This is a genomic window from Kitasatospora sp. NPDC043949 (genome assembly GCF_056435365.1).
Genome location: NZ_JBWKEQ010000052.1, coordinates 12,951 through 25,781, shown reverse-complemented (window position 1 = coordinate 25,781; position 12,831 = coordinate 12,951). Strand labels below are relative to the sequence as shown.

The 12,831-nt window shown below is 74.7% G+C and carries 10 protein-coding genes; 8 read left to right on the top strand and 2 right to left on the bottom strand.

What is annotated here, in order from left to right; genetic code table 11:
* Positions 1–28 precede the first annotated feature (28 nt).
* On the top strand, positions 29–700 hold the full coding sequence (locus AC07AL_RS31500; protein ID WP_363628220.1) for an MSMEG_1061 family FMN-dependent PPOX-type flavoprotein: 672 nt from the start codon (positions 29–31) through the stop codon (positions 698–700).
* A 138-nt stretch (positions 701–838) separates the two neighbouring features.
* On the opposite strand, the gene AC07AL_RS31495 is transcribed toward AC07AL_RS31500, so the two are convergent.
* Entirely contained in the window at positions 839–1,027 is a 189-nt protein-coding gene (locus AC07AL_RS31495) for a YegP family protein (protein WP_063346479.1), read from the bottom strand.
* A 166-nt stretch (positions 1,028–1,193) separates the two neighbouring features.
* Between AC07AL_RS31495 and AC07AL_RS31490 the strand changes: the two genes are divergently transcribed.
* The 5 genes from AC07AL_RS31490 (at position 1,194) to AC07AL_RS31470 (ending at position 6,583) form a co-directional block, all read left to right on the top strand.
* Positions 1,194–1,607: an HIT family protein gene (locus AC07AL_RS31490; protein ID WP_363581666.1), complete on the top strand. Its 414-nt coding sequence runs from the start codon at positions 1,194–1,196 to the stop codon at positions 1,605–1,607.
* 277 nt (positions 1,608–1,884) lie between these two features.
* Positions 1,885–2,952: a glycoside hydrolase family 19 protein gene (locus AC07AL_RS31485; RefSeq protein WP_363628419.1), complete on the top strand. Its 1,068-nt coding sequence runs from the start codon at positions 1,885–1,887 to the stop codon at positions 2,950–2,952.
* Positions 2,953–3,141: 189 nt separating this feature from the next.
* Positions 3,142–4,230 carry a serine hydrolase domain-containing protein gene (locus AC07AL_RS31480; RefSeq protein ID WP_478319066.1) on the top strand — a complete coding sequence of 363 codons (1,089 nt, stop codon included), beginning with the start codon at positions 3,142–3,144 and terminating at the stop codon, positions 4,228–4,230.
* Positions 4,231–4,407: 177 nt separating this feature from the next.
* A complete protein-coding gene (locus tag AC07AL_RS31475; RefSeq protein ID WP_478319065.1) occupies positions 4,408–5,202 on the top strand; it encodes a hypothetical protein in 795 nt (264 codons plus the stop codon).
* A gap of 205 nt (positions 5,203–5,407) precedes the next feature.
* The gene (locus AC07AL_RS31470) at positions 5,408–6,583 is read left to right on the top strand and encodes an alpha/beta hydrolase family protein (RefSeq protein WP_478319063.1); all 1,176 of its coding nucleotides are present in this window, start codon (positions 5,408–5,410) and stop codon (positions 6,581–6,583) included.
* 70 nt (positions 6,584–6,653) lie between these two features.
* On the opposite strand, the gene AC07AL_RS31465 is transcribed toward AC07AL_RS31470, so the two are convergent.
* Positions 6,654–7,196: a winged helix-turn-helix transcriptional regulator gene (locus AC07AL_RS31465; RefSeq protein WP_363623605.1), complete on the bottom strand. Its 543-nt coding sequence runs from the start codon at positions 7,194–7,196 to the stop codon at positions 6,654–6,656.
* Positions 7,197–7,316: 120 nt separating this feature from the next.
* On the opposite strand from AC07AL_RS31465, the gene AC07AL_RS31460 reads away from it, so the two are divergent.
* Positions 7,317–8,783, top strand: a complete 1,467-nt coding sequence (locus AC07AL_RS31460; protein ID WP_478319062.1) for an MFS transporter — start codon at positions 7,317–7,319, stop codon at positions 8,781–8,783.
* Positions 8,784–9,123: 340 nt separating this feature from the next.
* Positions 9,124–12,804 (top strand): SpoIIE family protein phosphatase, encoded by a 3,681-nt coding sequence (locus tag AC07AL_RS31455; protein ID WP_400803240.1) that lies wholly within the window; start codon positions 9,124–9,126, stop codon positions 12,802–12,804.
* The last annotated feature ends 27 nt before the right edge of the window (positions 12,805–12,831 follow it).

Sequence of the window (12,831 nt, the reverse complement as noted above, 5' to 3'; positions counted from 1 at the left end):
CGGTATGACCAGCACACCGGAATCTGTCATGTCGTCAACCGCAGCTCCGAATGCGCCGGGCAGCCTGTTCGCCGCTCTCGGCGCAGGGGCGCTGACCGACCCGGCGCAGCTGCGCGAGATCTACGAGCAGCCCGGCGACCACGCGCGCCGCAAGCAGGTCGACCACCTGCACGAGGTCGCGCGGCGGCTGATCGCCTGCTCCTCGCTGGTGTTCGTGGCGAGCTCGGACGCCGCCGGGCGCTGCGACGTCTCCCCGCGCGGCGGGCCGGCCGGGGTGGTCTCCGTCCTCGACGAGCACACCCTGGCCATCCCGGACGCCACCGGCAACAAGCGGTTGGACACCCTGCACAACATCCTGGAGAACGGCCGGGTCGGGCTGCTCTTCGTCGTTCCGGGCCGGGACACCACGCTCCGGGTCAACGGGCGGGCCTGCGTCTCCACCGACCCGGAGCTGCTGCGGCAGCTGACCGCCGTCGGGAAGCCCCCGCGCAGCGCGATCGTGGTGGCCGTCGAGGAGGTGTACGCGCACTGCCCGAAGTCCTTCCTGCGCGGCTCGGCGTGGAAGCCGGAGAACTGGCTGGCCAAGGACGCGCAGCCGACCTCGGCCGAGATCACCCTCTCGCACCTGCGGGACGACTCGCTGACCATCGAGATGATCGAGCAGACCGAGCGGGAGGCGCTGCTCCACCGCTACGAGTGACGACCGCGGCGCGGGCGGCGCCATCCGCCACACGGCGTGCTGCCGCGTGGCGGGCGGCGCTCGATGCTCGGTGCTCGACGCTCGGTGCTCGGCACTCGGTGTCGGCACTCGGCGCTCGGTGCTCGGTGCTCGGCGTGCTCAGGCGGCCTTGGGCACGTCCACCACCGGCGCGTCGCTGGCCGCCCGCTGGACGGCCTCGACGCCCTTGTGGGCGGCCTCCTTGCTGGAGTAGCCCTGGCCGGTGGCGACGATCTCGCCGTTGCCCGCCTTGAGCCGGAACCGGTACTTGCCGCCGGCGTCCTCGTAGACCTCGAACTTGCCCGCCATCGGGCCACCTCCTCGTGCGGCGCACGGCGCGCCTCTGGTCGACCCCCTCCAGCACCGTGCGCCACCCGCCCCGGCGGCCGCACCCGCTCGAGGCCGGACGGGTGACGCCCCGCAACCGCGCGATCGCGGAGGTGCCGGGGCGGGCGCCGGTGGTTTGAATGGGCGGATGGACTGCGTCTTCTGTGCGGTGGTGGCGGGCGAGGAGCCCGCGCACCGGGTGCTGGACGACGAGGCGGCGGTGGCCTTCCTGGACCGGCGGCCGCTGTTCCCCGGCCACGTACTGGTCGTCCCGCGCACCCACCACCGCACCCTGGCGGACCTGCCGGCCGCCGACGTGGGGCCGTTCTTCCTCCAGGTGCAGCGGGTGGCCGCCGCGGTGGAGCGCGGATTGGGCGCGGCGGGCAGCTTCGTGGCGGCGAACAACCGGATCAGCCAGTCGGTGCCGCATCTGCACGTCCACGTGGTGCCGCGCAATCCGAAGGACGGGCTGCGCGGCTTCTTCTGGCCGCGGGGGAAGTACCCGGACGAGGCGGGGGCGGCGGAGGTCGCGGCCCGACTGCGCGCGGCGCTCGGCGACTGAGGGGGCTCGCGGGGGCTGAGGGCGACGCTCGGAGGCCGGGAGGGCCCGCGGGGGCGCCGGGGGGCGTGCGCACCGCATTTGCGAGCCGGTTTCACCCACTCTCTTGACAGGTATAGAACACTCCGCTTGAGTCGCCTTCACGGCCCCGCACCGGCCCACACCCCGGTCGGCCGCCTTCCCCTGGCGCACCCCCGCACGGGACCCGGATCCCCTGCCCGCTCAAGTCCCTGTCACGACGACGTGCGGCCCCCACCGCACAAGGGGTGATGACGTGTCAATGAAACGCCTGCTCGCGCTGCTCTCCGCCGTGGTCACGGCACTGGCGGTCGCGGTCCTCCTCCCCGCCTCCGCCAGCGCCGCCGCCTGCGGCACGCCGTGGAGCGCGGCCACCGCCTACACCGGCGGCGCGGCCGTCTCGTACAACGGGCACAACTGGGCCGCCAAGTGGTGGACCCAGAACGAGCCCCCGAGCACCAGCGGCACCGGGGTCTGGGCCGACCAGGGCTCCTGCGGCGGGTCCACCGACCCGACGCCGACCCCGACGTCCGGCACCTGCGACTACCCCGCCTGGGTCGCCGGCCGCGCCTACGTCGCCGGCGACATCGTCCGGTACACCAACGGCGGCTACTACCGCGCCACCCACGACAACCCGGGCTACGACCCGGTCATCAGCACCTGGTACTGGGAGCCGTACGGCTGCGGCTCGACCCAGCCGCCCAACCCGGGCGGATTCCCGGTCAGCCAGGCCCAGTTCGACCAGATGTTCCCGGGCCGGAACTCCTTCTACACCTACCAGGGCCTGCTCGACGCGCTCGGCGCCTACCCCGGCTTCGCGGCCACCGGCAGCGACACCGTGCGCCGGCAGGAGGCCGCCGCGTTCCTCGCCAACGTCAGCCACGAGACCGGCGGACTGGTGTACGTGGTCGAGCAGAACACCGCCAACTACCCGCACTACTGCGACGCCTCGCAACCGTACGGGTGCCCGGCCGGGCAGGCCGCGTACTACGGGCGCGGGCCGATCCAGCTGAGCTGGAACTTCAACTACAAGGCCGCCGGCGACGCGCTCGGCATCGACCTGCTGCACAATCCGAACCTGGTGCAGACCGACCCGGCGGTGGCCTGGAAGACCGGCCTCTGGTACTGGAACACCCAGAACGGGCCGGGCACCATGACCGCGCACAACGCCATGGTCAACGGGTACGGCTTCGGTGAGACGATCCGCAGCATCAACGGCTCGCTGGAGTGCAACGGCAACAACACCGCCCAGATGCAGCACCGGATCAGCCTGTACCAGAGCTTCGTCCAGATCCTCGGCACCGTCCCCGGGGGCAACCTGAGCTGCTGACGGCTCGCCCCCGCCCCACCACGCGCCCCGCTACGCCCGGACCGGTCATCACACCGTGGTGTCCGTACGCTGCCGAGCGTAGCGGGGCGTACTCATGTGGGGGCGTACTCCCGCGGGAGCAGCGGAGGGCGGTTGAAATCGTCGTTCCGGCGGACGACTTCGCAGGTCGCGGCCCCCTACGCTCAAGGCATGAACGAACTCGCCCGCCTCGTGCAACAGACCGCCGACCGGCTCGCGGGCCAGCACGTCGGCGCGGTGGTCGCCGGGCTGGCCGGCGGCGCCGTGGAGATCCGCGGCGCCGGGCGGACCGGTCCGGGCGGCGCCGCGCCCGGGCCGCACACCCTGTTCGAAGTCGGTTCCGTCACCAAGGTGTTCACCTCGCTCGCCCTCGCGCGGCTGGCGCTCGCCGACTCCGGCGGGACCGCCACCGGGCTCGACGACCCGCTCGCCGAACCGCTCGCCGACGTGCTCGCCGACATACGGCCCGACGGTGCCGCCGTCCCGGCCAGGGGCGGGCAGCCGATCACCCTGCGGCACCTCGCCACCCACACCTCCGGGCTCCCCCGGCTGCCCCGGGGCATGCTGGCGACGGCGCTGCTCAATCCCAACAAGCCCGATCCGTACGCGCATTGCAGCACCGAGTACGTCCTCGCCGGGCTGGCCCGGACGAGACTGCGGGCCACCCCCGGGCGCGGCTTCCGCTACTCCAACCTCGGCGCCGGGCTGCTCGGCCTGGCCCTCGCCCACCGGGCCGGCACCGGCTACGAGGAGCTGGTGGCGCGCGAGATATGCGAGCCGCTGGGGCTGGTGGACACCCACGTGCGCTCGGGCCGGGAGCAGTCCGAGCGGCTGGCGCACGGGCACACCTCCGGCGGGCGACCCGTGCCGTACTGGGACTTCGCGGACATTTCCGGCATGGGCGGGCTCCGGTCGACCGCCTCCGACCTGGCGATACTCCTGCGGGCCCAGCTGGCCGCCGACCGCGAACCGGACGCACCGCTGGCGCCCGCGATCACGCTCACCCGGGAGACCCGGCACCGGGTCAACCCGTTCGCCTGGACGCACCTGGGGTGGCTCGGCCACCGCCTGCACAGCCAGCAGGGCGGCCACCTGCAGATCTGGCACAACGGCGGCACGGGCGGGTTCCGCTCCTTCGTGGCCTTCGATCCGGAGAAGCAGGTGGGGGTGGTGGTCCTGGTGAACACCCGCCGCTCCACCGATCCGACCGGGACGGCCCTGCTGCGCACGCTGCAGAACGAGTACGCGACGACGAGCTGACGAGCCGAGGCCGGGGCGTGGCGGTGAGCGGGCCCGGCGGAGGACCGGGTGCGGCCGTCGGCGGAGTGAGGTGGAGGATGGGGTGAGGTCGTTTCAGGGCCAAGAGGTACGAATTGGCCCTGTTCGAGGGCGCGGCGGTCGGTCGATGCTGAGGATCTGACAGTCGCGGTTCCGGTTGTGGTGTTCGCTCAGCGGGAGGTGGCCGAGGTGGCGGTGGTGTGGCCCTTGTCGCGGGCTCGGTCGGTCGCGGACGGCGACGGGCGGCTCGGCCGCGCGGTGCGGGTGTACCGGCGGTTCCGGCCGCTGCCATGGCCGACGCGGGCCTGGCTGGACGCGGCGGCGGCCGTTGTCGCCGGGGCGGCCTGGCTGGCGAGCGGGGAGTGGTGGCCAGCACCCGTGGTGGCCGCGGCGGCGATCACGGCCGCGAGCGGGTACGGGCGGCTGCGGCCGGCGCCGGGCCTGCGGGCCGTCCGGGTGCACGAGCGCGGGCTGGTGCTGGTCGGGGCGGACGGCGCGGAGCAGCCCCTGCCGTGGAGTGCGGTGGAGGCCACCGAGTACTCCCCCGGCGGGCGGCACGGAGTGGGCGAGCAGGGCCGGATCTGGCTGGTCGGCGCGGACGAGCCGCTGGCACTGGCGCAGCTGCGACGGCTGGACGAGCTGTTCCGGGAGCTCGACGAGCGACTCCGCCCGACCCTCCGGGCCGCACTGCACGAGGCGCTGCGCACGGAGGGCGGCGTCCGGTTCGCCCGGGGGCAGCTGACGCTGACGGCCGGCGGGCTGGTGCACCGGCCGCCGCACCCGCTCGGCGCGACGGAGTCGTTCCGGTGGACGGAGGTGCAGTCCGCGCGGGCCTCGGAGCTCGGGGAGCTGGAGATCCGGACGCACTCGGCCGGCCTGCCGCTCACCCTCCCGGTGCCGAACGCCGGTGCGGCGGCGGCCTTCGTCGAGGAGGTCCGGGCCCGGAGCCTCTGACCGGCGGACGATCCGAGGGGTGGACTCCCGAACTCACTGCTCCGCGGTGAGTTCGAGTTCGATTCCTCAACGACTCCGGTTCGGTCCGGTCCGGCCGGCGTCCATTCGGCCGACCCCTAAGGGTCCCCTCCCGCACGTCCCGGAAGGGATCTCTACGCCGCTGAGTGGACGTCAACTTCCGCTCCCCCGGCCTACCGTCCCTCACATGAACCGACTTCGCACCACCACGGCCGCGGCAGCCCTGCTGCTCACCCTGCCGCTGTCCGTCGCCGCCGCCGCGCCGGCCCTGGCCGCTCCCGCCGCCCTGACGAACGCCTCCGCCCCCGCCGCCGTCCACGTCGACCTGCCGCGCCCGACCGGCCCGTACGAGGTCGGGCAGGAGATCCTGCACCTGGTGGACCGGGACCGCCCGGATCCGTGGGTCCCCTCCGCCGGTCCGCGCCAGCTGATGGTGTCGATGTACTACCCCGCGAAGGCCGGGACGGGCAGCGCGGCCCCGTACATGACCCCTGCGGCCGCCCGGATGCTGCTGGACGGGAAGCTCCCGGGCAACACCATCCCGACCGAGACGGTCACCGGCACCCGGACCTGGGCGAAGTCCGACGCGCGCCCGCAGGGCGGCCACTTCCCGCTGGTGGTGCTGTCGCCGGGCTTCACCATGCCGCGGGCCTCGCTGAGCGGCCTCGCCGAGGACCTGACCAGCCGCGGGTACGTCGTCGCGCTGGTCGACCACACCTACGAGAACACCGGGACGACGTTCCCCGACGGGCAGACCCTCCCGTGCCTGCTGTGCGACAAGCTGACGACCCCGGAGTCCTGGGCGGCCGTGGACAACAGCCGGGCGAAGGACGTCTCCTTCGTCCTCGACCAGCTGACCGCCCGCCCCCACCCGGCGTGGCACTACGCCCGCATGATCGACCGCGACCGGATCGGGATGGCCGGGCACTCGGCCGGCGGCGCCTCGACCGTCCCGTCCCTGCTCGCCGACGACCGGATCCGGGCCGGGGTGGACCTGGACGGCACCATGGACGTCACGGTCCCCGCCTCCGGGATCGGCGGCAAGCCCTTCCTGATGATCGGCCACCCGCTGCCCGACGGCGCCGAGGACAGCAGCTGGACGGAGAGCTGGCCACACCTCGACGGCTGGAAGCGCTGGTTGACCTTCGCCGGCTCCAACCACGGCACCTTCACCGACTTCCCGCTGTTCTTCGAGAAGCTCAACCTGCCCCAGCCTCCCGGCACCACGATGTCGGGCGAGCGGGGCGCGGAGCTCACCCGCTCGTACGTGGCGGCCTTCTTCGACCTCCAGCTGAAGGGCGTGCGGCAGCCGCTCCTCGACGGGCCGACCGCCGCCAATCCGGAGGTGACGTTCCACCCGTGACCCGGGTGTGGTGGGCGCGGCCGTCGGCAGCCTGCCGGCGGCCGCGCCGCCGTCCGTCGCCCGCCGTTCGCTACGCGGCCGGCGCCGCCGAGGCGATCGGTTCGAGCAGCCGGTGCGGGCGGACCAGGGAGCGGGAGACCGGGTCGTCCCGGTGCGCGTCGCCGCGGGCGGGGTTGGGGCGCATCGCGATCTCGGCCGGCGGGACGGGTGCGCCGCCGCACCGCGGGCAGGCGCCGACGACGTCCAGGTCGGTGCCGCAGACGGCGTGCGCGAACAGGTGGTGCGGACCGCCCGCGGTCGCGTGGCGACCGCCCCAGCGACTCAACTGGTAGAGCGGCCCCCACAGTTCGAGGCCGGTCTCGGTGAGCAGGTAGCCGTGGCGCAGCGGCGCCTGCTGGTACGGCTCCTTGCGCAGCACCCCCGCCGCGACCAGGGCGTTGAGGCGGGCGGTGAGGACGGCGCGGGGGATGCCGAGGTGGGCGAGGAAGTCGTTGAAACGCTGCACTCCGTAGAAGGCGTCGCGGAGGATCAGCAGGCTCCAGCGTTCGCCGACCACCTCCAGGGCGCGGGCCAGTGCGCAGTCCTGCTGCTCGTAGTCGGTTCCCAGCGCCATGCGGGTCAGCGTAGTCCACCCGAACAGCGGGTTCAATGAACAGACCAATGGTGGTAGCGTGCCGATCGAGACGAAGGTTCATTCACCAGACCTAAGGTCCGCGCTCCGGAGGAACACCCCATGTCCCCCGCACCACCCGGCTCCTCCCCCGTCACCGCGCCCGTCCGGCCCCGCGCCACCCTGGCCGCCACCGCAGCCGCGACCGCGCTGGTCACCGTCGCCTACACCGCCCCCACCGCCTCGCTCGCCGCCACCGCCCAGGCCGCGCACCTCGGGGCCACCGGCCGGACCTGGATCCTCACCGGCACCCTGGTCGGCATCTCCGCCCTGCTGCTCACCGCCGGAAGCGCCGCCGACGACCACGGCCGCAAGCGGGTCTTCACCTTCGGCGTGCTGCTGTTCGCGGCCGCCGAGACGCTGGCCGCGCTGGCCCCCGGCGGCGCCGTCTACCTGGCCGCCCGGGTGCTGCTCGGCGTCGCCTCGGCCGCCGTCCTGGCACCCGCGCTCGGCCTGATCAGCCACGCCCACCCGCCCGGCCCGGGCCGGATCCGGGCACTCGGGGTCTGGGGCGCCGCCGTCGGCCTCGGCATCGCCGTCGGCCCGGTGTACGGCGCGCTGGTCGGGCAGTGGGCCGGCTGGCGCGCGGTCAGCGGCGGGATCGCGGTCGTCTCCGCCGCCGTGGCGGCGTACGCGGCCGCCGTCCTCACCGAGTCGCGGGCCGAACGGCCACGCGCCCTCGATCCGTACGGGGTGCTGACGCTGGCCGCCGGGACGTCCTGCCTGATCGCCGGGCTGGCCGAGGGGCGCGGCGGCTGGGGGCGGCCGGTGGTCGTCGTGCTGCTGGCGCTCGGGGTGCTGCTGCTGGCGCTGTTCGGGCTGGTCGAGGCGAAGGTCCGGGAGCCGATGCTGGACCTCGCGCTGTTCCGCAGCCCCGGCTTCGTCGCCGCCACCGGCGGGGCCCTGTTCACCGGGCTCTCGCTGGTCGGCTTCATGAGCTACCTGCCGACCCTGCTCCAGGGCGTCCTGGGCCTGCCCGGCCTGGCCGCGGGCGGGGTGCTGGCGCTCTGGTCGGGCCTGTCGGTGCTGTCCGCGCTCCAGGCGCGGCGGCTGGCGGCGCACCTGTCGGCCACCGCGCAGGTCGCCGTCGGGCTCGCGGTCTGCGGCCTCGGCGAGGCGGGCCTGTACGGGCTGGCGCCCGGCTCCGGCTGGCTGCGGCTGGCGCCGGGTCTGGCGGTGGCGGGCGTCGGCAGCGGGGTGCTCAATGCGGCGCTGGCCCGGCTGGCCGTCAGCAGCGTCCCGACGCACCGGGCGGCCATGGGCTCGGGTGCCAACAACACCTCCCGGTACCTGGGCTCGGCACTCGGCGTCGCGGTCACCGTGGCCGTCGCGGGCTCGGCCCGACCGGGCGGCCCCGGCCGGGAGGCCGCCGCCCGCGCCCTGGCGGCGGGCACCGACCGGGCCGTTCTGGTCGCCGCCGCCCTGTGCCTCGTCGGCGCGCTGCTCGCCCTGGCCGCCCGCACCGCCGAAGCCCGGGGCGGCGGAGCCCCGGAGGCCGCCCCGGCCCGCGAGCGGGCCGCGACCCGGTGAGGAGCGGGGGGGGGGGGGCGCGGCGGACCCCCCCCCTCCCCCCCCCCCCCCCCCCCCTTCCTCACCTCGGCCCCTCCCCCCCCTTCCCCCACACCCCCCCCCCCCCCCCCCCCCCCCCCCCCCCCCCCCCCCCCCCCCCCCCCCAACCACCCCCCCCCCCCCCCCCCCCCCCCCCCCCCCCCTCGACCGCCGCCAGCGCCGCGGTGCCGCCGGGAGCTCGACGACTTCTTCCCGGAGCGCCCGCCGCCGCTCCGGTGAGCCGCTACGGTGAGCGGCCCGCCGGGGCCGCGTGCGAAGATGGCAGGGCTGGTGGGGACGATCTCCGGACGGTTCTCTGGCCATGGTGAACGACAACGAACACCACCTGGGCGAGCCGCAACAGGACGCCCTGCTGATGGTGCCGATCGCGACGGCGCTGATCGAGGCCGACGGCCGGATCCTGCACTGGAGCGGCGACGCGGAGGCACTGCTCGGCTACTCCCCGGGGCAGGCGATCGGGGCCAAGGCCGCCAAGTTGCTGACCTCCGAGGAGCAGCGGCCCGAGGTGCTGGAACTGTTCCAGCAGATCCTGCACGGCCGGGCCTGGTCCGGTGTGTTCCCGGTCCGGCACCGGGACGGGCATCTGGTGAACCTGGAGTTCCGCACCCATCCGATCACCGGGCCGGACGGCCGCACGCTGGTGCTGGCCGTCGCCTCCGACGTGACCACGCTGCGCCGGATCCAGGCGGACCTGGCGGTGCTCGACGGCTTCTTCACCCAGTCCCCCGTCGGCATGGGCGTCTTCGACCCCGAGCTGCGCTTCGTCCGGCTGAACGAGGCGCTGGCCCGGGCCAACGGCCTGCCCGTCGAGGAGCAGCTCGGCCACCGGCTCACCGAGGTGCTGCCCGGGATCAACGGCGCCGAGGCGGAGGCGGTGATGCGACGGGTCCTGGAGAGCGGCGAGCCGGTGGTGGACACCCGCTCGCACGGCCGCACCCCGGGCGACCCGCAGCACGACCACGCGTGGTCCGCCTCGTACTTCCGGCTGGAGGAACCCGGCGGCCGGGTGCTCGGCGTCAGTTCCACCGTCATCGACGTCACCGAGCGGTTCCGCGCCGAGGCCCGGGCTGCGCGGGCCCAGGAGCGGCTGGCCCTGCTGGTCGACGCGACCGCCTCCATCGGCACCACGCTCGACCTCCGGCAGACCGCCCGGGAGCTGGCCGACACGATGGTGCCCAGGGTCGCCGACATCAGCGGGGTGTTCGCGCTGGAGGTGCTGGTGACCGGGCGGAACGTCGAACCGCCCGACCCGGACGCGCCGCAGCTGGTCCGCCGGCTGGCCCTGGCCACCACCGACCCGCTGTACCCGGCCGAGTCACTGCCGGTGGAATCGCTGTACGAGCTGACGCCGGACTCGCCGTACGCCCGGGCGCTGGCCACCGGGCGGACGGTGGTGGTGCCGTCCTGGGAGCTGCCGCTGCTGAGCGAGGCCATCACCGAGAGCCACCGCCGGGCCTACCTCGGCGACCGGCCGCGCTCGGTGCGGATCACCCCGCTGGTGGCGCGCGGCACCACGCTCGGCATGGTGGTGTACTCGCGGCGCGGCGACCGGGAGTCGTTCGCCGAGGCCGACATCACCCTCGGCGACGAGCTGGCCTCGCGGGCCGCCGTCGCGATCGACAACGCCCGGCTGTACCTGCGCCAGCACCAGACCGTCCTGGCCCGGCAGCAGGCGCTGCGCGAGGCGAAGGCCGCCCAGGAGCGGCTGGCGCTGGTCAACGTGGCCTCCACCCGGATCGGCACCACGCTCGATCTCGCCCAGACCGCACAGGAGTTGGCCGAGGTGGCGACGCCCAGGCTGGCCGACTCCGTGGTGGTGGAGGTGCTGGAGGACCTGGTCCGCGGCGAGCGCGAGGCCCGCGCCCCGGCGGACGGTTCGGCGCTGCTGCGGCGGATGGCCTTCCACTCGGTACCCGGCTCGACGCTGCGGCCGGTCGCCCGACTCGGCGGGGTGCACCGCTTCGCGCCCGGCACGCCGTACGCGTGGAGCCTGGCACACCGCAAGCCGGTCCTGGTGCCGCGGATGGACGCGGAGGGGATGGCCTGGTTCGCCGACGACCCGGTGCGCGCCGCGGCGGTGCGGGAGCAGAACGTCCACTCCTTCATGGTCGTCCCGCTGATCGCGCGCGGCACCGCGGTCGGCGTCGCGGGCTTCTACCGCACCCTGGTGGAGCGCCCCTACGAGGAGGACGACCTGGCGCTGGCCGGCGAGTTGGCGGTGCGGGCCGCCGTGTCCATCGACAACGCGCTGCTGTTCACCCGCGAACGCGACGCGGCCGCCGCCCGGCAGCGGGCTTTGGACGAGGCCCGGGCCGCGCAGCAGCGGCTGTCGCTGCTCAACGAGGCCAGCACCCGGATCGGCACCACCCTCGATCTGCACCGCACCGCCCAGGAGTTGGTGGAGGTGGTGATCCCGCGCTTCGCCGACTTCGTCACCGTGGACCTGCGCGACGCGGTGCTCGGCGGCGAGGAGCCCGGCCCCGTCCCGGAGAACGATTCGATACTGATGCGGGCGGTGGCGGTCGGCGAAGCGACCCGGGGCGGCGGCATGACGGCGGCCTCCGACCAGGTCGGCGAGACCTCGCAGTCCGCCCAGCTGTACGCCCAGAGCCTGCGCACCCGGCGCTCGATCCTGGTCTCCGAGGTGACCGAGGAGGAGATGCGCCGGATCGCCGCCTCGCCCGACCGGGTCCAGCCGGGGCTGGCCGCCGGGGTGCACTCGTACCTGATGGTGCCGCTGGTGGCGCGCGGACTCGTGCTGGGCGGCGCGGAGTTCGTCCGCACCCGCAACCCGGAGCCGTTCGGCCCGGAGGACCGCTCGCTGGCCGAGGAACTCGCCGCGCGCACCGCCCTCGCGATCGACAACGCCCGGCTCTACCGGCGCGAGCGGGACACCGCGCTCACCCTCCAGCGCAGCCTGCTGCCGCAGGAGATCCACCGCACGCTCGGCCTGGACCTCGCCTACCGCTACCTGCCCAGCAGCGTGGTCAGCGAGGTCGGCGGCGACTGGTTCGACGTCGTGCCGCTCTCCTCGGGGCGGGTCGCGCTGATCGTCGGCGACGTGATGGGCCACGGCATCCGGGCCGCCGCCACCATGGGCCAACTGCGCACTGTCGCCCGGACGTTGATCACCCTGGACTTGGCCCCTGAGCGCGTCCTGCACCGGCTGGACGAGGCCTCCAGCGCACTCGGCGAGGGCCAGTTCGCCACCTGCGTCTGCGTGGTGTACGACCCGGTGGACCGCCACTGCACCGCCGCCTGCGCCGGCCACCTGCCGCCCGTCGTCGCCGATCCGCAGGGGAGGGCGCACCTGGTCGAACTGCCGCCCGGCGCACCGCTCGGCGTTGGCGGGGTCCCGTTCGAGAGCGTGGAGTTCACCCTCCCCGAGGAGGCCATCCTGACGCTCTACACCGACGGGCTGGTCGAGCGCCGGGGCCACGACATCGACGAGGGACTGCAGTTGCTCTGCCGGACGGTCGCCGACCGGCGCCGCTCGCTGGAGCAGACCTGCGACGCCGTCCTGGCCGAACTCACCGGCCCCACCAGCGAGGACGACATCGCCGTCATCATGGCGCAGGTCCGGCCGGTCGGCGCGGACCGGATCGCCAGCCTGCCGCTCACCGGCGACCGCGCGATGGTCGCCCACTCGCGCCGCTTCACCCGCGAGACGCTGGCCGCCTGGGGCCTCGAACCGCTCGCCGACTGGGCCGAACTGCTCACCAGCGAACTGATCACCAACGCCCTGGTGCACGCCGGATCCCCCACCCAGCTGCGGCTGTTCTGCAACCGGGCGCTCACCGTCGAGGTCGCCGACCAGGAGAGCGAGACGCCCCGGATCCGGCGCGCCCGCGCCGAGGACGAGGGCGGGCGCGGCATCCACCTGGTCAACGAGCTCGCGCACCGCTGGGGCAGCCGCCGCACCGGGGACGGCAAGGTGGTCTGGTTCGAGCTGGAACTGCCCCCGGGCAGCCCGTCCGAGTAATTCGGCCCGCGACCGAGTGATCCGGCC